This window comes from Bacillus sp. V26 (assembly GCF_034296245.1).
Classification (GTDB): Bacteria; Bacillota; Bacilli; order Bacillales; family Bacillaceae; genus Bacillus; species Bacillus halotolerans.
This window is the reverse complement of record NZ_JAXKQF010000002.1, coordinates 520,256-543,482: the sequence shown is the minus strand read 5'-3', so window position 1 is coordinate 543,482 and position 23,227 is coordinate 520,256. Positions and strand designations below refer to the sequence as shown.

The 23,227-nt window shown below is 38.7% G+C and carries 27 protein-coding genes and 1 pseudogene; 6 read left to right on the top strand and 22 right to left on the bottom strand.

Annotated elements, in window-relative coordinates; all coding sequences use genetic code 11:
• Nucleotides 1-31 precede the first annotated feature (31 nt).
• On the bottom strand, nucleotides 32-1,126 hold the full coding sequence (gene papB, locus UJ203_RS10210; protein ID WP_305933989.1) for a di/tri-peptidase: 1,095 nt from the start codon (nucleotides 1,124-1,126) through the stop codon (nucleotides 32-34).
• A 163-nt stretch (nucleotides 1,127-1,289) separates the two neighbouring features.
• On the opposite strand from papB, the gene UJ203_RS10205 reads away from it, so the two are divergent.
• Nucleotides 1,290-1,505, top strand: a complete 216-nt coding sequence (locus UJ203_RS10205; RefSeq protein WP_044156111.1) for a hypothetical protein — start codon at nucleotides 1,290-1,292, stop codon at nucleotides 1,503-1,505.
• 31 nt (nucleotides 1,506-1,536) lie between these two features.
• Here the strand turns inward: UJ203_RS10205 and UJ203_RS10200 are convergent, their stop codons facing one another.
• The 5 genes from UJ203_RS10200 to UJ203_RS10180 form a co-directional block, all read right to left on the bottom strand.
• Nucleotides 1,537-3,450 carry a heavy metal translocating P-type ATPase gene (locus UJ203_RS10200; RefSeq protein ID WP_322010438.1) on the bottom strand — a complete coding sequence of 638 codons (1,914 nt, stop codon included), beginning with the start codon at nucleotides 3,448-3,450 and terminating at the stop codon, nucleotides 1,537-1,539.
• Nucleotides 3,451-3,688: 238 nt separating this feature from the next.
• Nucleotides 3,689-4,189, bottom strand: a complete 501-nt coding sequence (gene stoA / locus UJ203_RS10195; RefSeq protein ID WP_277852065.1) for an endospore biogenesis thiol-disulfide oxidoreductase StoA — start codon at nucleotides 4,187-4,189, stop codon at nucleotides 3,689-3,691.
• A 49-nt stretch (nucleotides 4,190-4,238) separates the two neighbouring features.
• Nucleotides 4,239-5,576 (bottom strand): sporulation protein YkvU, encoded by a 1,338-nt coding sequence (ykvU, locus tag UJ203_RS10190; protein WP_322010433.1) that lies wholly within the window; start codon nucleotides 5,574-5,576, stop codon nucleotides 4,239-4,241.
• A 117-nt stretch (nucleotides 5,577-5,693) separates the two neighbouring features.
• Nucleotides 5,694-6,323 (bottom strand): cell wall hydrolase, encoded by a 630-nt coding sequence (locus UJ203_RS10185; RefSeq protein ID WP_322010431.1) that lies wholly within the window; start codon nucleotides 6,321-6,323, stop codon nucleotides 5,694-5,696.
• Between the two features lie 297 nt (nucleotides 6,324-6,620).
• A complete protein-coding gene (locus UJ203_RS10180) occupies nucleotides 6,621-6,815 on the bottom strand; it encodes a hypothetical protein (protein ID WP_010334023.1) in 195 nt (64 codons plus the stop codon).
• Nucleotides 6,816-6,979: 164 nt separating this feature from the next.
• On the opposite strand from UJ203_RS10180, the gene UJ203_RS10175 reads away from it, so the two are divergent.
• Nucleotides 6,980-7,165: a YkvS family protein gene (locus tag UJ203_RS10175; protein ID WP_003232446.1), complete on the top strand. Its 186-nt coding sequence runs from the start codon at nucleotides 6,980-6,982 to the stop codon at nucleotides 7,163-7,165.
• 121 nt (nucleotides 7,166-7,286) lie between these two features.
• On the opposite strand, the gene UJ203_RS10170 is transcribed toward UJ203_RS10175, so the two are convergent.
• The 3 genes and pseudogenes from UJ203_RS10170 to UJ203_RS10160 form a co-directional block, all read right to left on the bottom strand.
• A complete protein-coding gene (locus UJ203_RS10170; RefSeq protein WP_322010428.1) occupies nucleotides 7,287-7,577 on the bottom strand; it encodes a DUF3219 family protein in 291 nt (96 codons plus the stop codon).
• A gap of 637 nt (nucleotides 7,578-8,214) precedes the next feature.
• A pseudogene (locus UJ203_RS10165) lies at nucleotides 8,215-8,427 on the bottom strand (NADPH-dependent 7-cyano-7-deazaguanine reductase QueF); the annotation flags it as partial.
• A 69-nt stretch (nucleotides 8,428-8,496) separates the two neighbouring features.
• A complete protein-coding gene (locus tag UJ203_RS10160; protein WP_415859187.1) occupies nucleotides 8,497-9,654 on the bottom strand; it encodes a tyrosine-type recombinase/integrase in 1,158 nt (385 codons plus the stop codon).
• A gap of 234 nt (nucleotides 9,655-9,888) precedes the next feature.
• Here UJ203_RS10160 and UJ203_RS10155 point away from each other — a divergent pair, with 234 nt between their 5' ends.
• Nucleotides 9,889-10,020: a putative holin-like toxin gene (locus tag UJ203_RS10155; RefSeq protein WP_286364563.1), complete on the top strand. Its 132-nt coding sequence runs from the start codon at nucleotides 9,889-9,891 to the stop codon at nucleotides 10,018-10,020.
• A 1,208-nt stretch (nucleotides 10,021-11,228) separates the two neighbouring features.
• On the opposite strand, the gene UJ203_RS10150 is transcribed toward UJ203_RS10155, so the two are convergent.
• The 3 genes from UJ203_RS10150 to UJ203_RS10140 all read right to left on the bottom strand — a co-directional run bounded on the left by UJ203_RS10150 (nucleotide 11,229) and on the right by UJ203_RS10140 (nucleotide 12,394).
• A complete protein-coding gene (locus UJ203_RS10150; protein ID WP_322010423.1) occupies nucleotides 11,229-11,474 on the bottom strand; it encodes a hypothetical protein in 246 nt (81 codons plus the stop codon).
• Between the two features lie 198 nt (nucleotides 11,475-11,672).
• The gene (locus UJ203_RS10145) at nucleotides 11,673-12,065 is read right to left on the bottom strand and encodes a hypothetical protein (RefSeq protein WP_322010421.1); all 393 of its coding nucleotides are present in this window, start codon (nucleotides 12,063-12,065) and stop codon (nucleotides 11,673-11,675) included.
• A 14-nt stretch (nucleotides 12,066-12,079) separates the two neighbouring features.
• Entirely contained in the window at nucleotides 12,080-12,394 is a 315-nt protein-coding gene (locus UJ203_RS10140; RefSeq protein ID WP_151262131.1) for a hypothetical protein, read from the bottom strand.
• Between the two features lie 135 nt (nucleotides 12,395-12,529).
• Between UJ203_RS10140 and UJ203_RS10135 the strand changes: the two genes are divergently transcribed.
• Nucleotides 12,530-12,769, top strand: coding sequence for a helix-turn-helix domain-containing protein (locus UJ203_RS10135; RefSeq protein WP_033881587.1), 240 nt, complete (start codon nucleotides 12,530-12,532; stop codon nucleotides 12,767-12,769).
• Nucleotides 12,770-12,884: 115 nt separating this feature from the next.
• The gene (locus UJ203_RS10130; RefSeq protein ID WP_049832642.1) at nucleotides 12,885-13,124 is read left to right on the top strand and encodes a hypothetical protein; all 240 of its coding nucleotides are present in this window, start codon (nucleotides 12,885-12,887) and stop codon (nucleotides 13,122-13,124) included.
• Nucleotides 13,125-13,339: 215 nt separating this feature from the next.
• Here the strand turns inward: UJ203_RS10130 and UJ203_RS10125 are convergent, their stop codons facing one another.
• Nucleotides 13,340-13,645 carry a hypothetical protein gene (locus tag UJ203_RS10125; protein WP_116316622.1) on the bottom strand — a complete coding sequence of 102 codons (306 nt, stop codon included), beginning with the start codon at nucleotides 13,643-13,645 and terminating at the stop codon, nucleotides 13,340-13,342.
• A gap of 12 nt (nucleotides 13,646-13,657) precedes the next feature.
• Complete coding sequence (locus UJ203_RS10120; RefSeq protein WP_322010416.1) at nucleotides 13,658-15,073, bottom strand: lipase; 1,416 nt, start codon at nucleotides 15,071-15,073, stop codon at nucleotides 13,658-13,660.
• A 50-nt stretch (nucleotides 15,074-15,123) separates the two neighbouring features.
• Here UJ203_RS10120 and UJ203_RS10115 point away from each other — a divergent pair, with 50 nt between their 5' ends.
• Nucleotides 15,124-15,489 carry a DUF1433 domain-containing protein gene (locus tag UJ203_RS10115; RefSeq protein WP_136654548.1) on the top strand — a complete coding sequence of 122 codons (366 nt, stop codon included), beginning with the start codon at nucleotides 15,124-15,126 and terminating at the stop codon, nucleotides 15,487-15,489.
• A gap of 69 nt (nucleotides 15,490-15,558) precedes the next feature.
• Here the strand turns inward: UJ203_RS10115 and UJ203_RS10110 are convergent, their stop codons facing one another.
• The 8 genes from UJ203_RS10110 to UJ203_RS10075 are packed head-to-tail and all read right to left on the bottom strand — an operon-like array spanning nucleotide 15,559 to nucleotide 23,224.
• Nucleotides 15,559-16,218 (bottom strand): M15 family metallopeptidase, encoded by a 660-nt coding sequence (locus UJ203_RS10110; protein WP_415859186.1) that lies wholly within the window; start codon nucleotides 16,216-16,218, stop codon nucleotides 15,559-15,561.
• 20 nt (nucleotides 16,219-16,238) lie between these two features.
• A complete protein-coding gene (locus tag UJ203_RS10105) occupies nucleotides 16,239-16,505 on the bottom strand; it encodes a phage holin (RefSeq protein WP_322010415.1) in 267 nt (88 codons plus the stop codon).
• An 11-nt stretch (nucleotides 16,506-16,516) separates the two neighbouring features.
• Nucleotides 16,517-16,729 (bottom strand): BhlA/UviB family holin-like peptide, encoded by a 213-nt coding sequence (locus tag UJ203_RS10100; protein ID WP_268311043.1) that lies wholly within the window; start codon nucleotides 16,727-16,729, stop codon nucleotides 16,517-16,519.
• 36 nt (nucleotides 16,730-16,765) lie between these two features.
• Entirely contained in the window at nucleotides 16,766-17,005 is a 240-nt protein-coding gene (locus tag UJ203_RS10095; RefSeq protein WP_322010413.1) for an XkdX family protein, read from the bottom strand.
• A 2-nt stretch (nucleotides 17,006-17,007) separates the two neighbouring features.
• Entirely contained in the window at nucleotides 17,008-17,289 is a 282-nt protein-coding gene (locus tag UJ203_RS10090) for a hypothetical protein (RefSeq protein WP_322010411.1), read from the bottom strand.
• Nucleotides 17,286-18,752: a BppU family phage baseplate upper protein gene (locus tag UJ203_RS10085; RefSeq protein ID WP_322010645.1), complete on the bottom strand. Its 1,467-nt coding sequence runs from the start codon at nucleotides 18,750-18,752 to the stop codon at nucleotides 17,286-17,288. The genes UJ203_RS10090 and UJ203_RS10085 overlap by 4 nt, the downstream gene beginning before the upstream one ends.
• A gap of 12 nt (nucleotides 18,753-18,764) precedes the next feature.
• Complete coding sequence (locus UJ203_RS10080) at nucleotides 18,765-21,329, bottom strand: peptidase G2 autoproteolytic cleavage domain-containing protein (protein WP_322010409.1); 2,565 nt, start codon at nucleotides 21,327-21,329, stop codon at nucleotides 18,765-18,767.
• Between the two features lie 14 nt (nucleotides 21,330-21,343).
• Nucleotides 21,344-23,224: a prophage endopeptidase tail family protein gene (locus UJ203_RS10075; RefSeq protein WP_322010407.1), complete on the bottom strand. Its 1,881-nt coding sequence runs from the start codon at nucleotides 23,222-23,224 to the stop codon at nucleotides 21,344-21,346.
• Between the last annotated feature and the right edge of the window lie 3 nt (nucleotides 23,225-23,227).

Below are 23,227 nucleotides of genomic sequence, written 5' to 3'. Positions count from 1 at the left end.
CGAGAACAAAGTCCTTTTTTATCTCTGCCTGTTACGGCAATATCGTTAATTCCTTCGGATATTGAGTTAGCGCAACCGCCCCGTCTTTTGTTACGTGAACGTCATCTTCAATGCGTACGCCGCCAACATCCGGCACATAAATGCCCGGTTCGATTGTGTAAACCATTCCTTCCTGCAGCAGCGTGTCATTGGCTTTGCTCATCGACGGGTACTCATGCACTGAAATGCCGAGACCATGGCCCAGCCGGTGAGGGAAATATTCTCCGTATCCGGCTTTTTCAATGATTCCGCGGGCAGTTAAGTCCAGATCTCCGATTCTCACGCCTGGTTTGCTTGCTTCTATCGCGGCTTTTTCCGCTTGGAGCACCGTCTCATAAATTTCTTCCTGCTTCGGATTGATGGTTTTGTAAGCAAAGGTTCGCGTGATATCAGAGCAATAGCCGTCCATAATAACACCCAGGTCAAACAAGACAAAATCGCCTTTCTTTAATGTGGCTGTCCCCGGATTTCCGTGAGGCTGACCTGATTTTTTCCCGAATAGCACCATTGTCGAGAAAGACATGCCCTGAATTCCTTTTTTCTTCAGCTCATACTCAATCTGAGCGAGAACTTCCACCTCACTGATGCCTTCACGCAAAGCAGCTGTCCCGACTTCAACACCAAAATCGGCAAGCTTCGCCGCCTCTTTCAGCAATTTAATTTCATGCTCCTCTTTAATCAGACGAAACTGGTTAAGTGTTTCTTCTGCTGATACAAATTGAGCCCCTCCAGCTGAATGCTTCAGTTGTTCGGCACGCGAAAGCGAGATTGAATCCTTTTCTACGGCAAGCGTATGTATGCTGACATTTCGTTTTTTGAGTGCTTTTTCAATGAGCTCCCATGGATTTTCGTGATCGGCATAGCCAATAATTTCGTGATTCCATCCGGCATTTCGGGCCTGGTCTGCCTCCATTCCCGGACAAACGAAAAATGGCTCCTCCTCTTGAAAGATAAACAAACCCATTACACGTTCATGCGGCTCTGTATAAAAACCGGTTAAGTAAAATACATTTTCTTTCGTATGAATAAATGCGGCAGTATGCCCCGCTTCCTTCAGCCATGAAGAGACGCGTTGTATTCTATTCATTTCTTGTTCCTCCCTGCCTTTTGCCATGCATTGTTCTTTATATATTGTAACAGGTTTTACGGGTGTTTGCCTTTCACGGCGACTTTCCGTTTTCCATCATTTTATTTCCTGCCGGTCATCTTGTATACTGAGAGGAGAGTTAAATCGCAGGGAGTTGTTCCGTTTGCTGATGAATTTTTTCAGACGTAAGGCAGTTGTTCTATTAACAGTTGCGGGAATTTCCGCTCCTTTTGTCGGTATGAAGCTGGTGGATTTTTATTATTACAGCTCTATCATAGGCTGTGCAGCCGGCTTCCTTTGCTGCATCCTGGCTCTCATCATTGTGATGAAAAGGCCCGATCAAGAGAAAAAGCAAAGGAAGGTAAAACTTGATCCATAAAAAAACAGAAGCCCATTTGGACCGCTGTTTTTTATTTTAAAAGCCTTAAACCGTTTAGAATCACCAAGATCGTACTTCCTTCGTGGCCTATAACGCCAAACGGCAATTCCATCACCTGTAAAAAATTTGCGCAAATTAACAGGCAAATGACCGCGAGAGAAAATACGATATTCTGCTTTACAATCCTGTTCATTTTCCGTGATAAACGGCACATTTTTACGAGTTTTTTCAAATCGTTTTGCATGAGCACCATATCAGCAGTTTCAAGGGCCACGTCTGTTCCGCCGCCCATTGCAATGCCGACATCCGCCGCTTTTAGTGCCGGCGCATCGTTGATTCCGTCTCCGACCATTGCAATCGTCCCGAATTCTTCTTTTAATCGTTTCACTTCATTTACTTTTTGGTCAGGCAGACATTCTGCTGCAACTGTTGTCATTCCCGCTTCCTTCGCTATCGCTTGAGCCGTGTCCTCGTGATCTCCCGTCAGCATGGCCGTTTTAATCCCCAGACGGCTCAGTTCATCCATGACTTCTTTTGCTTCAGGTCTGATTTGATCTTTCAAAGCGATACAGCCGGCAATTTGATCGTCCTTTTTCACAAACACTATGGTTTGGCCGTTTTGAATGATATCTGATGCAGATTGTTTCAAAAATTGTGCTGACAATTCTTCCCCAATAAATCCTGCCTTTCCGACTTTCCATTTGGCACCCGCCACTTCAGCCATTACACCAAAGCCTGACGTTTCTTCGATTGATATGTAGCCGGACTTGTTGATGCCGCGGCTTTCAGCGTAGCCGGCAATGGCTTGCGCGAGCGGATGGCTGGACTGCTTCTCAATCGCATAGACAGCTTCAAGCACTTCCGTTTCTTCATACCCTTCCGCCAGTCTGACCGTCTCAACCGCGGGCTGGCCTTTTGTTACAGTCCCTGTTTTGTCAAAAGCGATCATTTGCACAGATCCCAGCTGTTCAAGAAATACACTTCCTTTCACTAGCATGCCGTTGCGGGCGCCATTTGAAATCAAGGACAGCGCTGCCGGCATGATGGACGCGACAAGTGCGCAAGGTGACGCCACCACCATAAATACCATCGCGCGATAAAAGGTTTCACTCCAGCTCCAGCCAAGTGCAAAGTGCGGAACAAACAACAGCAGCCCCACCACGATCAGAACGCCTTTTACATATGCATTTTCAAATCGTTCGATAAAAGCTTGCGCAGGTGACACACTGTTTTGCGCAGATTCCACCAATTTGATAATCTTTCGGAATAAAGAATCTTCGCTTGCTTTTGTGACACGGACGGTCAAGGAGCCGTTTCGATTAACAGTTCCCGTATACACAGCGTCGCCGGTGTTTTTTTCTACGGGCATCGATTCGCCCGTTAACGCTGACTCGTCAAGGCTTGTAGAACCAGATTCAATGATCCCGTCAGCTGCTACCCGTTCTCCAGGTTTGATAACAATCGTATCACCTGCCTTAATATCTGCAACCGATACTCTTTTGGTTTCATTGTTTACAATCAGCGTTGCTTCTTCAGGCTCAAGCTTCATTAAAGAAGTTAAATCCCTGCTGCTTTTATTCATCGTGTATGTTTCTAAAGCTCCGCTTAAGGAAAAAATAAAGATTAAAACGGCACCCTCTGCCCAGTACCCAATCAATGCGGATCCCACGGCAGCGAAAATCATTAAAAGCTCAACATTCAGCGTTTTGGATTCGAGCGTTTCTTCGATTCCTTCTTTCGCTTTAGCAAATCCGCCGATGACAAAGGCCAGCAAATATAGCGTTACCGATAACAACTGATGTGAGGAAAGGAGCCAGCCTGCTAAAATAAGAGCACCTGACACAAGGGCTGCGATAAGCTCCGCATGCTGGGTCCAGCTTTTTTCTGGCTGTTCTGTCTTTAATGGCTGATGCTGATCTTGTTGAAGCATCACTTGTTCATTCATATCGAATCCTCCTCCCTAATTGAGAACGAAAATCATCTTCATTTCTCTTATAAAAAACAAAATCGCCGCCCAGAAGGCAGCTTCATCGTTGATTATCCCATGATGTCTTTCTTAATTATAGCATGCAGAAAAAGAATTTCAATTATAATTATTTTAATTTCTTTTTGATAATAATTATCATTAACATCTGTTCACCTTTCATTATATGACAAAAAAGCTGAAAGGCTACGCTCTCAGCTTATTCTTTCGTCCATTCTTTCAATTGTTCAGCCGTCATCGGCCCCACTTTTGTTTCTTCAATTTCACCCTTTTCATTCAGCAAAAACGAGGTGGGAATCGTTATAATATGATATTCCTTCATTAAATCCCCTTTTGTGTCGAGAACAATCGGAAAGGTCAGATGGTTTGCTTTGATAAAGTCTTCAACGACTTGCTGATTTTGTTCTGAATTCACTAAATTGACCGTTACCAGCTTCACACTGTCAGATCGATGAGCCTCGTAAAATGATTGGAACTGAGGAAGTTCCTTTTTGCAGGGCGGACACCATGAAGTCCAAAAATGCAGGATCGTTTTCTGTCCTTTATTTGGGATGGAGATATCCTCTCCTTCTATCGTTTTCATGAGGAAAACCGCAGGAACAGCAGGCTGTTTAGTGGCAGCCTGTGCCGATAGAGGCAGCCATGAAATCATAGCAAATAAGATCAGGCAAATAGTGAGGGGCAAGCGTTTTGTCAACATGGAATCTTCCTTTCATGCTTTTCAAATAGCTTGCCCCGCTAGAGATTTATCATCCTTCAATCCGCGGCATTCGGTTTCCTCCCGTCAGAAAAACAGATACACGCAGCGCTTTGCAAATCGTTGTATAATGTAGGCTCGTCAGCAAAATCATGCCTGTATTCATCCCAAGGATAATCCCGAGCATTTGCAGGTTTTCCATTGAACCCAGCACATACATCATACTCAGCGCAACGAGATGGCTCCACACGTTGTGATAAAAAGCTTCTTTGACAAAGCCCATCCCGATTAAACATGCCTGAAGGGGCATCACAAATAAATGAAAGAGAAAGTACGGCCACAAAAGCTGCAAATAATACTGTGCTTCAGGAGAGTGAAAAAACAGATGGGTCAGGGGCTCCGCAAACTGGAACATGATCCAGACAGCCGGTATGCCATATCCCAACGTGATAAAGATCGACTGCTTCAGCCTTTTTAATACGATGTCATATTGTGAGAGAGAATAAGCTTCAGAAATACTGGGAATCATGACGACCATTAACGAATGGGCGATAAAAGCAGGAAACGACCCTATTGTCACAGCCACTCCGGCAAGCATGCCGTATTGATCGATGGCAGTTGTCCCGGCAACGCCCGCTGCCAAAAGCGCTCCTTTTACTAAAAAGGGCTCAATGGCGTTGACTACGGCGTGGAAAATGCGCAGTCCGGTTGTCGGAATCGATACGGCAAGCAGTCTTTTTCTAACATCTTTTCCTCGCAAATGGATATGCTGCTGAACCGATACCGCACGTCTTGCCAGGATAAACTGTGAATACAAGTAAACAAGCACGATCACATCGCTCACGACAAGGACAAACAGCGAAATCAGCACAGCCATGTCCAGCTCAAACGAGTACCATTGAAAGAAGATGAACAAGCACAACAGCTGGATGATTTTTTTCAGTACATTAGCGATAGCGATCTTCCCCATTTTTTGCACACCCATAAAGTAGCCTCTGGCAATTGACGTAAAGGCGACAATAGGAATCAAGCCGATGACAATTCCTTTGATAAACGGGTGATATGTATCAAACACCGGAATAAAAGGAAGCGCAATACTGGCGGCGGCGGTGGAAAAGGCCGTGAAAACAGCTGTCATTCGAAAGGCGTGCCTCAGCATGCTTTCATGGAGCTTTGGATTTGATTCAGCAATAAATTTAGAAATTGATATTGGCAGCTCCAAGCTTGCGATGACAATAATTAAAAAGATGGTAGGCAAAATACTCATGTAAAGCCCCATCCCGTGCTCGCCAAGCTCGCGCGCCAAAATCATATTCACGACAAATTCAAGGCATTCGGCGAAAAAGGCGGCAATGGATAAAAGAATAATCCCTTTTACAAATCGATTCATGATGTCTCTCCTTGTCTCTTGTACTACCAACATCATATGAGACAAGTTCAAAAATTATTTTATTTTTACTCTTTCTATAAAAAAAAGCACAGCTGAGACGAAGGGTCTCTTCTATGCTTATATGGCAAAGACATGCCTGCCGATTTTTTCAATGATTTTCCTTGAGCGAATCCAGTCATCTGACGCCGTTTTCGGGTTATAAAAGAAAAGGGCTTCTGTTTCTCTGTCCTTAGATGACATCGCTTCTTCAACAGCCTCAATTGATTCTTTGTCAGGCTCTTGATTAATGCTTCCGTTTGCGACAGGTTCAAAGGCATTTTTCTGATAAATAACCCCTCTGATTGTATCGGGAAAGCCCTTCTTATCCGTCCTGTTCAGCACAACGCTTGCAACAGCGACCTTGCCTTCATAGGATTCGCCCTTCGCCTCTGCGTGAACGAGTCGGGAAAGCAATTCTTTTTCAGACTCAGAATAAGTTTCTTTCTTCTCATTCGTTTTCTCTGATTGTTCTTTTTCTTTCTTTTCAGTGTTCGCTGATAGCTTGATCGGCTTTATTTTTTTCTTGTCCTCATCAGCAGACAGTGAAGAGAAAGATATGTCTGTGTCATGATTTATATGGGTAAGCAGCTTAGCTTCTTCATGTTTTGTCTTCTTTGTGTTCAGTAGTGAAGCTTGTGTATGTTCAATTTTCGAAGCAGGCATGAAACAAAGAAGAAAAACAGCTAGCGCAGTAAATTTTGTCGTCATACAGTTTCCTCCTTAAAGTGCTCAAAAAACACTTCATAACCTTAACAAGAGATCAAATCAATTTCACGGAAAAAGATTTTCCAACTCTCCCAAACAGGTATCAGGATGGAATATACCGGGTGACGCACTGATTAATGGCAAAAAAACAGCCTGATTTTCTATAAATCTTGTCATTTCAAAGCATATTTATCCATTTTTGTAATTTTACATTTTATTTACGTCTGTTACATCATTTGTAATAAAAAGCCGGCGTTCTGTCATATATGATAAAAAGGCTTCTCACTTATGAGAAACCTTTTAGCTTCTTGGCTGTTCTAAATATTGAAACACCACATCTCCGCCTTGCTGGGCAATGCCTCGGAAATGCTTAAAATCGTCCTGTTTCGATAAAACGGCCCTGAAATCAAGAAAGTGTTCTTTTTGGACTCTCAATTCTTTTATTTCACCAGTACGAAGCTGTTCAATCTGTTCTGTTATGTCTTCGGGACGCAATCAAAACTCCCCCTTTTCAATCTTTGAACGAAAATCAATATATCATTTTTCCTGCGCCAGGACAATTCCTTAGGACGATAAAACTCCTTATCGCTTTACTTCTCAATAAAAATACTGTTTAATACTTTCAAAAGGAATTATTATGTTTAAAGGAGAGGAAGCTTGTGAAAATCGCTAAGGTCGGAAACGTCATTGAATTTAAAAACGGATTAACCGGTGTTGTTGAAAAAGTTAATGAGAATTCTGTTATCGTAGATGTTACCATTATGGATAACTATCGGGATCTTGAGCTAGATTCACTGACTGTTGTTAATCATAAAAATTACAAGATCATCAGAGACTCCTATTAAATCCTCCTTCATCCACACGCATTCGCAAAAACTGCAAGACGAACAATTAAACACCTTACATACCAAATTAGCTTTCTCAAAAGCTGCCGGCCGGCAGCTTTTTTACATAAAAAAACACCGATTATGAATCGGCGTTCGTGCCTGTTTCCGTTATTTCGATATAAAATTCACTCACGGCTCCCGCTTCGTACAGGTTGGTCAATGACGTTGAATAATTTGTGATTTCACCGCGGAAGGCAAGATTTCGTTCCGGAACTTCGACGTTAAATGCCTTTTCATATAACAGCACAGCGATATCATGATAAGTCTCACTTGTAACATGTAAGGTAAAGGCAATTTTCCGCTTCGGCTTGCTCTCTTCTTGATATGTTGACATTTCTAACGTGACATCGTTTAAACGCAATGTTTTCACTTTGTATCACTCCTTATCAGTTCATGCATCTTAACATAACGCCGTTAACGTTTACAATGAATCTGTTCTGAGCATTATTTTAACCATTTCTTTAAAAAAGACGTCTTTACAAACATACGTTCGATATTTTATAATAAAACAGACGAGCTGCCATCCAGCATCCCGTCTTTTCATTAGAAGGTGACGAGTGGCATTCCCCCCGGATTCACTCGTCTTTTTTTGTATTAATAAATTCTAGAACACGAGGATTTGCAATGTTGATTGAATTCATTAGCCAATAATGCCGCCCTCTGTACCGTCATATTTTTTCACGTACAAACATATAAGCTCGAACTCTATAGTCAATTCATTTCTCCTTCTATAATGCAACAGATAGCCTACCGTTATTCTGAGTGATTCAATTTTAAATTTTTTCAAACGATAATATGCTTGTCATTTGAATTGGCGCAGTTATTATCCGCCACTTATAACTGCGAATGATTTTTGACAACAGACACTTTTTTGCCGTCCTTATAAGATACATATTTCCTTAAGAAAATGGACAAAAATAACCTCGCCTTAGAAAGACGAGGTTACTTCATTCACGTTCACTTTTATTATCTATAAAGTGAACCCTGCGCATCACACTTTGGAATAATTAACGATTATCAATCGTCTCCGGATACAAGTCATGATTCATCATGCGGTACTCGGCCATTTTCTCATACTTCGTGCCAGGTTTTCCGTAGTTTGTGTACGGATCAATGGAAATTCCGCCTCTTGGCGTGAATTTGCCCCATACTTCAATGTAGCGCGGGTCCATTAATTCAATCAAGTCATTCATGATGATATTCATGCAGTCTTCGTGGAAGAAAAGGCGGGTCAAAGTCTTGTCCCACAAGTGTTTGCTTCAGACATTAATCATGAAGTCACACCAATTTCACACCTTACCAAACGATTGATCAAGTTTTTTAGACACTTCAGCGTCCATTGCAGGAAGAACATGAGTATATGTTTTTAGTGTTGTTGTAATTCGTGCGTGTCCCAATCTTTCCTGAACGATCCTTGGGTTAAATTTTAGAATTCCTATTAAAAAGGTAGCGTGTGTATGTCTTAAATCATGGCAGCGAAGTTTAGGTAAATTCAATGCATCTCTTGTTACATTAAATGCTCTCCTATAATTATTAGGGTGTACCCAGTTGCCTGTTTTAGAACATACAATTAAATCGTAGTTCTTGTAGTCCTTTCCTACAATTCGCTTTTCCTTTTCAATCAGTGACTTGTGATTTTTCAAACTCTCACAAAGCATTTTTGGGATACTTATTGTTCTATAAGATGTAAGTGTTTTTACTTCAGGGACTAATCCGTATGATCCTTTTTCATTTATCTTGGCCAAAGTCTGACGGATTGTTATAGTCTTTGCTTCAAAATTAACATCTCTCCACCTTAACCCTAATACTTCTCCCATTCTAATTCCTGTTTGAATCTGAATTTCTAGTCCAATGTAATGCCTGGTTAGATTCAATAAAACATTTCGGGCATTCAAGAACACTCTAATGTCCTTTTCATCCCAAGATCGAACAATCTTATTGTCTACTGGTCTACTGACATCATTTACAACGTTATAATTGAACGTGCTTTGTTTAGAAACTTTCTTCAAAATCTCTGCTACAATGCCATAAGCTGTACGAATTGTTGCAGCTGAAAGGTTTCTTTCTCTTGCTAGTCTATTCACATATTCTTGTAAAACAGCTTCATTTATTTCTTTAATTTTAAACTTCCCAAGATAAGGGATAATATTGTATTCAAACTGTTCTCGGTAATTTACAATCGTACTAGGACGCAAACGAACTGTTTTGTCTTCAAACCATTTTTCTGCGTACTTTCCAAAATTCATATTGAGGTCAAAAGTGGTTTTCTTTTCTTCTTCAACTTCAATCATTATTTTCTTTAATAATTGTTTTGCTTCTTTTAATGTAGGAATGCCTTTGCGCTTTTTCTGAATCCTCTTTTTAGTAATCGGATGAAACCCACCGGAATGGTTAAAGTAATATGTTTTAGTTTTTTTGTCATATTTGATTTCAGTCAATCTAATCACCATTTCCGATAGTACAGAAGCACTTATGCAGCTATTTCATTATAATCAAGCTGATGTAATTTGAAAAGTCACACAAAAAAGGAAAGAAAACTAAAATTCCTGTTCTCTTTCCTTTTTTCTTCATCAATTGATTCATATTCTATTTTTTCTTATTCTATGTTAAGATAGGATAAGAAAAAGTTTCCTATCAGGTTTGCTCACCTTTGAATTTTAATTATGAGGTGATGCATTATTATGACGATTTACGAATCTATCATGGTTATGATTAATTTCTCTTCGCTCTTATTAAATGCAGTAGGTTTATTTGTTGTTAATCGAAAACGGAAAACAGACCTAACCCTTGAGCCTCAGAAACTGAAAGGTTAGATCTACCATGTTTTCACAACGAGCAAACCTTTGATGGACAACTTTTTCAAAAAGCCAGGGTGCTACCAACACCTTGGTTTTTTTGTGTTCCACCAACTAAAATCCACTAGAATCTAGTGGAGCTTCTTGTCTTGATTATAACATATCTTCAGTGAAATGCATTACAAATATATATTAAATGTATAGTGAAATTAATAATAAATGATGAAATGCATTACAAAAAAATATACTAGAGGGTACCATCATTTACCACAGCTCGTTGTTATTTCACCAACGAGCATGCCGAGGTCGTGGTTGTTTTGTCTACGACCTTCTCGTGGTCGTGGATTAAGTCGTTGCTAATTTGTCCACGAGTGACGACCTCATTAAGTCGTAACTATTTTGGTGACGACCTCTCCATATTTCCGGTTTCTAGGCTGCTCAATAGTTCAGGCTGAACTGTCCTTTCGCTATATCTTGCGAAACATATTTCATTTAAGTATATAGATAATAACCATATATACTTAACCAAAGGGTTTTGCAGGTTTACCGTCAAATTTCTCTGTTATTTGTCTTGACTTTTCTTTTGATCTTTTGCTTGATTGGTTGAGACTGTGGACAACGGCTGGACAAGTTGTCTGCCTGAATTTGCTTGTAAAAAAAATAAACAAACTCAGGCAGGCGACTGAAACTTGATTGTATATCCACTTGTGGTATCCGTGTGTTCACCCTATTTGCCGTTGGTTATTCCCCAAACAAGCCTACTGTGTCAAGTGTCCCTAACAGGTTCTCAAAGCTCAAATCTGAGCCCTGATACTTATGGCTTGTCCTGCATCGTCAGAAACGATACACCCTTCCTTCGTCAGCACTTAATGGCAGCTTTCGCCTTTCAGATGCATGTGTAAATAGGGAAACACAGAAGGCATCCTATCCTCATTTATTGCGTCGGCTGAGTCACTACCCTGTCAAGTTTTACGTGTGTTAGCGCATTCCACGGCAGTCTGATCCTTAAAAAAGGCATCACTAAAGACAACACCTTAATTCAGGAGCATAGACTGACTTTATTTAATTGTATGGAGTCGCATTACACGACCCCATATTTAATTATTCCGATCAATGCAACCTTGAGAAGTGTACAATGAAGAAAGACTCGCCCGCCAAAGTTTCTCTTTCTCCATCCCCAGTATATTTTTTGGTTAGACAATCACCACCTTTAATGGATAGGTATATTAAACTGCTAAAACTTCATCATCTGCTTTCCATAAGGTGAAAATGTCTACATACTCTTTTCTAAAGGAATCTTCATCATTCTTGATTACAGTGCATTCAACTACATCAACATCTGGATATTTCTCTTTAACATGTGCAACAAAGTAAGGTAGAGTTTTTTTATAATCACAAGATAAGCCAGAAATTAAACACTTGTTCTTTCTGTCATAAGACTTCAATAAGTAAGAATAATAAAATGATTCCATTCAATTCATCCCCTTGATTAAATTGTTTTGTTTAAATACAATGGAATGGTAAGTAACCACTTGCAAGCAGATTAGGAGAGTGTGCCAGCACTCCCTAATCATCCAAACCAAGCTACAAACTGGATACATATAGCCGGTACAACTACTAACAATACTCCCAAAGCCACCTTGCAGAACCGATCGTTATTTACCTCAGTTTTATTCATCAGCGTCAGCTTCCTCTACGTCATACTCACCCATCTCACATAAATTGTCGCTAACTCTAGGGATAACCGTTTGTCCTCCAGCCAATTCAAACATCACATGTATATGATTAATTGCCATTTGCAACATTACCTCTAAATTGTCTCTTGCGTCCTCTTCACTTTCACCATCTATATTGAACGAAACGGGAAGAGTGATATCAGTATGTATGTTGAAGCGCTTTGTGGGCGCTCCATTATTACTTGTTTCAATGAAATTAACTTCTTCTGATTTGTTATTCAGGATGAAATGGTGAAAGTGATTAGCTATATCCTCAAAGCGTTCCTCGTTAGTGATTGTCCCTAAGCTCGCTACGTTAGTTCCTACAGTGTGTCGGTTAATTTGCATTGTCAGTATCCCCTTTAGTATGTTTTGTTTTTGTCTAAGATTTGAAACTTGTCATACGTGATAAACAAACTACGATCATCAATAAGAACGTTCCATAAGGTTGTGCGAAGTAACTTCTCAACCACTGCATCAGTCAGACTAACGAGACTTTTGTATTGGATATCTTCACCTAAGAAATCTGAATGAAGGCTATCGTACGTCCCATCTCCTCTTTTTAAGACGTGATACAGATGAACTTGACCCTCTTCAGCACCAATTGCGAACTGCTTATAAAAAAGAATTGCAGGTAAATCTCCTAAGTCATTTCTGCGGATGATTATGTGCTTCATCATTATCACCTCTAGTTAATCACTATTTGTTTAACTCTATGTGTTAATAATATATCACCGTTTGTTTAACGTCAAGCGTTAAATTCATTATTTTTTGCGTCTGTTTGTGATATTATTATTTTGAGGTGAATACTTTTGATCAAATTTAAGCTAGATAAACTATTAGAAAAACACGATAAATCAATGTATTGGCTTTCTAGAAAAACAGAAATAAGACCAAATACTATTAGTAAATGGGTTAATAATGAGCAACTGAGCGAAGAAGAAAAAGTAAAATCTATAAATGTTGAAGCGTTAGACAGAATTTGCAAGGTGTTAAATTGCAAACTGGAAGATGTTATTGAATTTGTCGAGGATGATCCTAAAGATTCTTAAGCAAAAGTATTGCTTTTATTTTTTAATTCGTTAAACAAAACCATTGAAATATTTCACGATTCAATAAACCAAAAGTATTGCAATTGCTGTTATACTGTACGGAGAGGTGAACGGGATGGAGAAACAAATACTAGAAGCTATTCAGCAGTTATCTAAAGATATTGCTGAAGTTAAACAGGATGTAAAGGAAATCAAGAATACAGTTACTCGTATAGAGGAAAATGAACCTGAAGAAGTTATGTCCATGCTTAAATTGATCAACAAGAATATTGAGCGTGATCATAGCTATAACGATAAGAAATTCTCTAGCTTAGAGAGACGTATCCATGAATTAGAAGAGAGATTGAATAACTAAGCGACCTACAAGGGGATGGGATAACATGAGTATCAGTAAGATTAGAAGCTTTCTGTATAAGTCCTCACGTATATTAGGAGACGTTCAAGCAGCTAAGAATGGTACGTTGGGTAAACGTGTAGCAAGACGTGCTGCAGGTAAAGCTACGGGTAAAATTATGAGAAGTATATTCAAATAAAAACACCCCCTCACAATTTGTGAAGGGGTTATTTTAATTATTTAGTCTTAATACTTCTCAAAAAAGCACTTCTGTTCTCTGTAGCATTTGTCAGCATAGTAGCATTTTCATTAAGCCTTTGTACTAATGCTTCTTTAGCTTTCCCTTCAAATGAAGAGAGTAAAGCAACATAAACCTCTGCAATAACCTGTTGTGCTGAAGAAAAATCTGATGCGTTTTTTGTATCTTCTTTTAGATTTTGACAATGGGTTTTTAAAGTTGAACCCACAATTTTTTTTAATTCTTCATTTTGTTGCAACCGTCTGTAAAACTCATCTGCATCCATATTAACTCCATATGGCAATTTAAATCCCCCTTACAACCGTAACCAGCTTGCTAATTCATTATCCTTATCTTTTAAATCCTCAGCCATTTTAACAATAAACTCACTAATATCCTCTAAATCTCTAATCAAATAATGAAGAGAAGCCTCAGTTTGATACTGTTCTTCTGAGTCATAAAATGCTGCCCCGTCTTTCACATAAGGTGCGTGAAACAATACAGCTTTATCAACATCGCTTGGATCTAGATCCTTGAATTCTCCTAACCTCTTACCACAAATAGTTTTTACGTCATAAACCATTTTGCTGTGATCATGAGGGAATCGTTCAATTGCTTGTTTCTTTGTTTTTAAGTCTTCGATAGCTGCCTGTAATCGTTTAGCTAATTCTTTTGCATACTTTGCATCCACTTTAATTGTCTGGCCATTCATACCTGAATAAGCTGAGAACGATTCGATATTCTGGTTATAAACACCGTTGCTGCCATCAACACTATGGATATTACCATTCTTATCAAATTTAAAGTTCGAATCATTTAAACTATGAGTATCAGGATTTTTTGCAAATGCTTGGCCATAGAAGGAAGTAATAAGACTCCCTAAAACACCGGGAATACCTAGAGACGTATTAAGCCGGTTTGCACGATCTTGACGTGCGATGCTTGGATCTTTCGTGTATATAGTAGTTCCATTGTGACGGTCGTATTCTAAAAACCAGCCTGAACCCACCATATCATCAGGATTAATGATTGCTTTGTGATACAGATCAAATTCGCCGTTTCTGATTTTCTTCTGTGTTTCTTCATCATGCAGCTTAACAATGGAAGGGTTGTTAAAAGCGACACTATAAATGTTATTGTTTACTCCAGCGTATTCCGCATCTGCTCCCCCAAGTGAGTGACCTGTTGTCGAAATCACTGTGCTAGTGCCAGCATACTTTTTCACTTCATTGGCAACGAGCTTATCACCTTGATCAAATTGAGATGTCTTAGTGACAATTTTGTATTCTCCACTCTTAATCATCATTGCTTGTTCCATACTACCGTTATACTTAGCAATGGCTTTAGAGTTTTCAGATGCATCTTTTTTCATTATGTATTGGACTTTCTTTTTCGGGTCTTTACCCATTACTACGTTGCCGCCATCTGCACTTATAACGTCAGCTTTAATTTGTTCCTGGTTTGTTCCCTGAAAACCTACGACAACATTCTCAGGCTCTTTTGGTTTTATCCATTTACCTTCTTTTTTCTTAGCTTGAACAAAGACGTATACATCTAGCCCTGTATCTGGATCTTTTTTAATTTTCTCCACGTAAAAAGCCTTGTTTGATCCATTTTCGATTGGGGTCTTATTTTCATAGGCTTTTTTCATTTTCTTTTCACTGTATGTATTTTGACTGAGAAAATAATAGTCTTTATCTGTTAAATTAGGTATGTCAGTCTTTGTATTCATGTACAATACCCCTTCCCTCATGTAAAATGTAAGACAGAAAGGATGGTTTTATGAAAAAATACATAATTATCCTTATAGCTCTGGTTATTATAACACTTGGAGGGATATTTATGAAGGAACAACACGACAAAAAAATGGAAGCCCAAGAAACTCAGCAAAAGGAAGAGTTGTACTCTTTGGCTAAAAAAAGAATGACTGACTTTATTGAAACAAACTATAAAGATATTGAACGAATTGATTACACTGATGATTATGAGATTAATCCAATGGGCGGTATTGAAATCAATGGTTACCTCAATGGAAATAAGAAAAAAGAAATCTGGGGAATCTATGATAAAGGAAATGATGAAGTAGGATCATTCACTATCGATGCTACTCGGAAACCTGAGTGCGAAGATAAATTATGTGAGTATTAAAAAAAGGATAAATCAACAAAATAAACAAAAGTGTCCCCTCGAAGAATTTCAAGGGGACTATTTATTTACTTAAACCATTTTGCCGTACTGACCAGACACATATCGGCGTTTACCGTTGTGAATGATCTCCCAGTATCCTTTAGAGTTATTGGAACCTCTAACAGAACCAGCGATATCAATTGTCTTACCAAGTCCAATTGTACCTACGTTCTTAGCTTTAATCCGATCTGGTTTGTCCATGATAATTGCAGCATTTGATACACCAACAATTTTGATCTTGCCGACTGAATTAGTGGATTTAGAAGGTGTAGAGGATACTTTCTTTCCAAAGGTATCTGTACCATATCCTTTGTAGTTAAATTGAAGATGTGGCTGATCCACAAACCCTTTCCAATCACCACCCCATTCAAAACCAATTGATTTAGCATAAGCAATAAATTTCTTAATATCTGCAGCGCCATACCCATTCCATTTAGTATCAGATTTAGAATAACCACCAGTTGGTACAAAGTCTAAAGCCTGACCTACAAGGTGATATGATTTCATTGTTTGCGAAACACCTTTGTTAACATTCTGGCGTTGTTGTGCTTCAGTACGAATGGTTTCATAAATAAGCACACCAATTTTGTTTTTCTCAGCATAAGCCAACAGTTTCTTAGCAGCTACTTTTGTGTTATCCGCAAGTTTATTGATATTGTTCATGTTTCTTGTGTAATAGTACATTGTCATATTAGATTCCTCCGTTTTGTTTATTTTGTAAGGCTATGTTGCTTCAATACAGTCTTTTGAGCTTTACCTTTGGTAGTCACATAGTTGTTTTTGAACCACGCAACCAACGTCATAACAAGTGTAAATACTGCCGAACCAGCTGTGTATAGAACATCAGCTAAATGGTTCAACTGGGCTTCATCAATTGGAATAACAGTCTTCCCAAACATCACTAACAATTGGTTAGCTAATGCAATAAAAAGAAGCACAGTCCGAATGACTGTACCTCTGTCTAAATTTTTGAACATATGTATTCCTCCTATTGTACTTTGCTTTCAATTTTGTCGAGCTTTTCAATTACGACATCATATTTCTCACTAAATTTACCTAAGACTTCATTTTGGGAATCAATTTGATCATATAGTTTTGCTTCCCTTTCCTTACTCGTTTTCATTACATAGAAAAGGAGCCAACAAAACAGCACAGCAAATGGCCCCTGAGTGAATAAATACTGTGTAATATCCATTTCCATAAAGCCCTCACCTCCTTCAGGGCAAAATAAAAACACCTATTCGCTAACAGGTGCAGTTTCAATATTGGACTCCTGGTTTACTTGGTCAGTCCCAACAGATCCGTCAGATGTCCCAGAAGTCCCTTCTGAGGGAGGAGAGTTTTCAATATAGTCCTCCCCCGTTATTTCCTTGTATTGCTCAGGTGTGATGCGTTTTCCAACCACATCATATACCTGTTTCTTTGTCCATAAATTCTTTTCGTAGAAATACTTAATATCAGAAAACCAATCAACCATGTTTAACCTCCCATTGCCACTAAGTAATACAAATTTGCTACTTTTTCAGCTAATACAACAACCTCACTAGGCTCAGGTGGTGGCGGTTGAAGGCTGTCAATGTACTCCTGAGAAGCTGACTCATACCATTCTTTTTTATTGATATCAAACTTTGCTTTATAGAATGAAACTGGTTCAACATCTGTACAGTTTTCTGGAATAACATAGTTCCCATTGCCATCTTCCTCAACAATAACCGGTTCAATAAAAATGTAATTTTCATCATACCTATAGACTTGAATCATACTGTTACTCCTTCCTGGTATCCAATAACAACGTCTATATAGTAACCTCCACCCAACTTACTTGAATCAGCAGGATCGGGATACTTGATTTTCAAATCACCATTCTCATAAACAATGAGATTTGCTGTTCCACCTGTGCCACTCAAGGGTACTGTAACTACTGCTCCACCTGGTGGAACCATTGAAGATGGAATTGAGCCAAATATGATTTCTGGATCAGTTCTCACATGTCCACGTAACAATAGGCATGCTCCCCATTTTCCATAAATAGGCGTCCGAGTGCCTGCAGTCGCACCATTCTTTAAAGTGATGTTAGCGTATGAATACAATAAGTCATCAGTGTTTAAAGATCGTTTCCATCCCGACCAGCCTAAGTTGAGGTCAACATAGTTTGAATACATATTATTTTTATAATCTATAGCTACGACATATCCGAAAGTACCGTTACCGTTACTATCAATGGATGTGAAGTGAAAAAAACCTCTTGTCGATAAGGTGGAGGGCGCATTTGTCGGCTTCCCTGTTGAGTAAAAAGTTCCGAAGGTCTTGCCCGCTTTCACAATTCTCTCCAGAAAGTCGTCTGAATCAGCTATTGATACCAAGACACCTCCGACATCATTTGTAATTTTAAAAAGCTGAGAACCGTTCCATTTCGTACGCTCAGCAGCAGTAATGTGCTTAACAGTGTCCGCAGCGTGGACATCTGTGTAGGCTTTGGCATTAGCCTCGGCAGTATTCCATTTGTTTCGATCATCTACTGTAACATGAATAGTCTTATCAGAAGCATGATTGTCGAAATTTATTTTACTGGCTTGTTCCACATTTAAAACTTTATCCAGACCCACTTGCCCTTTTGTGACCTTATGGGGGTTTTCAGTATCTGAAATGTGTGTATCTGTATAGGACTTAGCTGCCGATAATGCTTCATTCGCCTTTATTTGGGCGCCTTCTTTTGTTTCAATCTTCTCTAAGTCTTCAAATTTAGCTCGTAATTCTTCGATCGTTTGAACAGATTCATTGTAGAGTTCTTCAATCTTTTCTTTTAAAGATTCAAAGTCATCTATGTAATATTCTGCTACAGGTACTATATCTTGATCCATTAAGCTTTGAGTGACTTCAAAACCAAATTTATGAGCTGACATAGCCTGACCATTTGAATAGACCAATACTAATTCGGCTTTAAATGTTCCATACATCTTGATTTCGTCATTATCCAAGACATATTCCGCAATCCCATTTACCTTATCAACCAAAGTAATATCTCGTATTCGTTTCTTTCCATTCGCAGGAACGAGGACAAGTTTCCCCGTAACTGCTGACAATGGTAAAGGTGCATTATCTTTTCGCAAATTAAAAATCAGCTTTGCTGTTCCAACATCCTGTGTCGAGAACTTGAAAGCTGAATTGTATGTGCCTTGTGAAGTTGTGTTTACATCGAATGTGTATTCAGATTGCTTATAAATTGTAATACCTCCCTATCTCATGAATACGATAGCTACTCCGTATCCTTTTTCTTTAGTGTATGGCTGCTTAATCCTCATAACTTTTAAGCCTGTACCGTCCTCTGATTTTGTACCCTTACCGTACTTGGCTGTAACCTTATCCCCTACTTGTACATTTTCATCAATTCTTACATGAACCTGGCCAATTAAGCCGACTATATGCCACTCAGGACGAATTTCACGTGAAACATATTCAATTTCAGGGTTATAGTCAGGGTTTTCTTTTGGACGTTTTAACTGTCTGCCATTCTCTTCAACTGTTTCGTAAATAAGACCGCCAAATTCGTTTCTTAAATAACGATCATTCCAATAGAAACCAGCTCCACCTAAAACTACACCAGCTGTTTCAGAAATGACTCCCAGTATTTCATCACCCTTAAGCGCTTTACGGATCTTATCTCCTTCTAAGGTTACCAGGTATCCAGAATCAATCTGTTTACCGTCTACGGATTCAAAATACTCCGCATAGTCCTTAAAGTCAGATACACTTTCAACACGACCGGTTCCTAAGATGTTTCCATACATTGAATCTAATTCCCACTTAGTATTGGCTGTAGAAGCTCCACTGTCAGCATATCCACCTCTGACACTATAATTGTTATCATTCACAACACCTTGGGATGCTAAAACAATCCTTGAAGCCCCATCACCTTTGGTATGTGAGTTATTTGAAGCAAAGACTGCTTGCCTTGACGATTCTGTAGAAGATCCACCAGAAGAAGCGATAATTGCATTACGGTCACCTTTTGCAGTTGCTCCTCCAGTTACTGCTAAAATAACACTTGTATCTGTTAAAGGATGTCCTGATGATGATGCAGCCCGGAAGCCGCCTTTAATGTTTGTAGGCACACTTGAATATTTTTGTCCGGCAATAATTGCAGCATTTTCATAGCCCACTGCCCGTACATTAATCATATTCGCTTGCGTATTTGGTGAAGTGATACCAGTTGTACCGCCTCGTGTATGGAGGAATCCATTTGTTAAATTGACATAATAAACTCCTCCACCAAGAGCTATACCAACCGGAGCAGAGTCATGAACATGGAAGTTTGAAATAATTACATCATCTGTTCGTTGATCACCACCAGTTACATAGATATCAGTTGATGCTTTCGCAAATCCAGACATTAACAAACCATCTAATGTGATTTTTCTGCTCTTGTATTGGAATACAATCATTGGGCTGTCTTTGTAATCATAAGAAGGATCACCGATTGCAGTAAAACCAAGGACTTGAACACGTTGATATGCGGAAATCACGAGGGCTCTCGGAGATAAATCTTTATAAACATTGTTATTGTATACAGGCTCAATAGATGTACAATTCACCAATGTTACGTCTCTAGCTGTATCACTCCACGGTTCATTTGCCAAATGATGACCAATGTGTCTTAAATCGTATGAACGTGTGTCACGATATGAAACATGGTTAGTAATATGAACATTACGTGATGCTGGCCATAGTTTATGTGCTTTTACCTCAACACCTCTACTATTACCGGATGTAAAGTTATTGAATAACCATATATTCTTAGAACCATCATCAACCTCTATTCCGTTGGAGTTTGAAACACCCTCTGCATGGGCTTCACCAGACGGGTTAATACAATGACAGTTATTAATGAACACATATTCGCTATAGTGAGTTGTAATCCCATCATCACCATAGTTGGATGCTGTACAATTATCAATCCAAACATATTTACAACCTTGCGCTGTGTAATTTGGGTATACTTCAGCTGACCTGTCATATGAAGGAGCAGTAATATCAAAACCATGCAAACCAGCATTAATTGCATTACAGTCTTTTACCCAAAGGTATTTAACATTAGCAAACGTTGCACAGCTAGATTTTATTCCCCCAGCTGCCCTCAATCCTCCTTGACGGTCTTTGTTCCAGTCCAATGAGATCCCTTCAACATATATCCCTTCATTACCAAGTTCATGTGTAGTATTTGTGAGCACCCATTCCTCAGCAGGTGTCTCTTCAGGTAATTTAATAATAGTAATGCCCTGACCTTCTCCAATAAGACGGCAATTTGAAGGAACCTTAATTAAACCCACATATGTACCTGCTGAAAAGTGTACTTCTACGTTTCCTTCACCAATTGCATCTTTGAATGCTTGAGTACAATCTGTTACACCATCAGCTACAGCACCAAAGTCATCTACATGGACAACTCTGTCAATTTTCTTTTTAAAATAATTGTAATCATAAATCATTCGTCCCTGAGCAGTAGCAAATGTCTTGCCATCAATTGGTGATACACGTAAATCTATAAGCTCTTTAACATCTTCCCCATCTTTCGCTGCAATCATATTTTGATAGCTTGCATGAAAGAAATCAAGGAAACCCTGCACAGTAAATCCACCATACGTGACTTGATCAGCTGTATGTGCTACTTTTGCTTTTTTATGAAAGTTCAGAGCGTTTACTGTGTCATTAAGACCTTTTTCAGTTAGTCTTGCGTTATTGTCTAATATATCGAATAGGTTACTGTTTGGCGTAACCTCATGCCTTTTATTTAAATAAATCAATAACTAATTCACCTCTATTTTGTCCCTATAATAAGGATTTTTACTTTTGATCCTGATGGAACTGTTGTAGGGTCTATGACTTTTCCATCTTTATAAATAGTAAGATTAAATCTGTTTGTATCTACATCTTCAATGTAGGAAGTGTAACCATTGTCTTTCAATGTGGTGTTTGGGTCACAAGCTACATAATCAACTGTGTAATCGTCATCAGTATTTAATGTCAAAACATTTGCAGTTTTGGATGTAAAACCCTCACCATAGCTTACAGCCCATGAACCATCTACAAATTGCAAAGAGAAAGTGAATGTTGTTTGTTGTGTGGTTGAAGATGTAGCTATACTTTGTTTAATTTGAGTAATTTCAGTAAGACCTGCTGCTAATTGGTTTTGATAATTCTTAATTGCTTGTTCCTGATTCTTAATACGTTTCTTTTCTTCAAGTTCTGCATCTACACGTGTTTTTCTATTCCCATTAATAGTTAGATCGGGAGCTTGGTTCAAGTTTAGAGGATTATAAGATACACCTGTCGCTCTTAACTTCCCGTCTATCGTAATGCCATTTAAAGGTGTATCAGCGTAAACTCTGACTGTGTCTCCAGCCATTATCGGTTCTTCAATATCCTTCAATGCTTCGTCCAGTAATTCAACGTAATCAGCATCATAACTGACTTCCGAATAAGGATTTACCTTAGTTTTAAGGAGTTCCATCATGGCTTCTTTAGTTGTAATTGAATCATCTGTAACAGTATCAGCCCATGATGGTTGATCATTAATTAGGAATTTCTTTTCATCTGGATGAACGTATGTAACTGGAGGAAAAACATATTTCTCATCTTCATTCTTAAATGATCTAAAGACGGTAATAATATTACCTCTTAGAAGATACATAACAGGATCAACTTTCTTAGTCCCTTTCGTATTCGGGTTATTACTATCTCTGCCTTTGAATGTAGCCACTACTTTGTATGTCTTACTGTCTAATCCCCGAATGATATCAAACTCTTTTTCTGTAGGATTAGAATCCTTATAGACCGATATAGATTTTGTTTGGTCACCTATTTTAAACTCCCATTTCCCTCCCAGCTTAGAAATCAAAGTTTTAAATTTAAAGCCTGTACCTGTAAATGAAAACGTGAATGTAGCACCAATTTTCTTTGTGTAATCTGATTTCAACGTGGAATCATAAGACCATTCACCTGTTTTAGATTCATAGGGCATGGATTGATCACTAATTATGTCTTTATCTTCTTTAAGCTTCCCATATCCTTTTACACGTGTAGTGGTATTATCTTCAGTCGTGGTTATCTGTAGTGATGTTAAATTAGAAATGTTATCAAGCCGTTTTGTGATTTCTTTGCCGGCTTTTTTGTAAACATATATGTGGGTATTGTCAGGGATAATTTCAACTCCATATGTTGATATGATTTCCTCAATAAGCTCAGATGACTTTTTATTTCCAAAGCCTTCAAGCTTCTTTGAACCGATATCTTTAGCATCACTCATTATTGTGTAAGTAAATTCACTGTCTTTTAGAGCATGTTTCATGGCTTCATCAAGTGTTTTTGTTCCTTGAATAGTGTCATGAACGATATGCTTAGTAGTTCTAAATGAGAAAATATGGGTTGCAGTAATATCCTTTGAAAGCAAGTTCCCTTCTTGTTTTAACACTGGTGTATTGATGAAATATTGTTGCTGTTTATAACGAACTTCATCAATAATAATGAAGTTTCTTCCTGCCAGTGCGTTAAATGCAATTTGATTATAGTCTGTTAAGGGGATGGAGAAAGATAAGTCTTTTTTTCCACTCACGTCATCATTTACTTTTGGATCAATATACATTAATTCATGTTTTTGTTTTGTGTTTACATCGTAAACGAACATTTGATTCACAGGCATCAC

Coding starts and splice junctions, on each gene's coding strand:
- UJ203_RS10090 (WP_322010411.1), bottom strand. CDS start 17,289: ATGATTCAAGTCTATAGGTATGATGAAAATTACATTTTTATTGAACCG.
- ykvU (WP_322010433.1), bottom strand. CDS start 5,576: ATGAATCGATTTGTAAAAGGGATTATTCTTTTATCCATTGCCGCCTTT.
- UJ203_RS10105 (WP_322010415.1), bottom strand. CDS start 16,505: ATGTTCAAAAATTTAGACAGAGGTACAGTCATTCGGACTGTGCTTCTT.
- stoA (WP_277852065.1), bottom strand. CDS start 4,189: ATGTTGACAAAACGCTTGCCCCTCACTATTTGCCTGATCTTATTTGCT.
- UJ203_RS10100 (WP_268311043.1), bottom strand. CDS start 16,729: ATGGAAATGGATATTACACAGTATTTATTCACTCAGGGGCCATTTGCT.
- UJ203_RS10095 (WP_322010413.1), bottom strand. CDS start 17,005: ATGGTTGATTGGTTTTCTGATATTAAGTATTTCTACGAAAAGAATTTA.
- UJ203_RS10110 (WP_415859186.1), bottom strand. CDS start 16,218: ATGACAATGTACTATTACACAAGAAACATGAACAATATCAATAAACTT.
- UJ203_RS10155 (WP_286364563.1), top strand. CDS start 9,889: ATGACGATTTACGAATCTATCATGGTTATGATTAATTTCTCTTCGCTC.
- UJ203_RS10145 (WP_322010421.1), bottom strand. CDS start 12,065: ATGCAAATTAACCGACACACTGTAGGAACTAACGTAGCGAGCTTAGGG.
- UJ203_RS10200 (WP_322010438.1), bottom strand. CDS start 3,450: ATGAATGAACAAGTGATGCTTCAACAAGATCAGCATCAGCCATTAAAG.
- UJ203_RS10185 (WP_322010431.1), bottom strand. CDS start 6,323: ATGACGACAAAATTTACTGCGCTAGCTGTTTTTCTTCTTTGTTTCATG.
- UJ203_RS10120 (WP_322010416.1), bottom strand. CDS start 15,073: ATGAATACAAAGACTGACATACCTAATTTAACAGATAAAGACTATTAT.
- papB (WP_305933989.1), bottom strand. CDS start 1,126: ATGAATAGAATACAACGCGTCTCTTCATGGCTGAAGGAAGCGGGGCAT.
- UJ203_RS10115 (WP_136654548.1), top strand. CDS start 15,124: ATGAAAAAATACATAATTATCCTTATAGCTCTGGTTATTATAACACTT.
- UJ203_RS10130 (WP_049832642.1), top strand. CDS start 12,885: ATGGAGAAACAAATACTAGAAGCTATTCAGCAGTTATCTAAAGATATT.
- UJ203_RS10140 (WP_151262131.1), bottom strand. CDS start 12,394: ATGAAGCACATAATCATCCGCAGAAATGACTTAGGAGATTTACCTGCA.
- UJ203_RS10075 (WP_322010407.1), bottom strand. CDS start 23,224: ATGCCTGTGAATCAAATGTTCGTTTACGATGTAAACACAAAACAAAAA.
- UJ203_RS10150 (WP_322010423.1), bottom strand. CDS start 11,474: ATGGAATCATTTTATTATTCTTACTTATTGAAGTCTTATGACAGAAAG.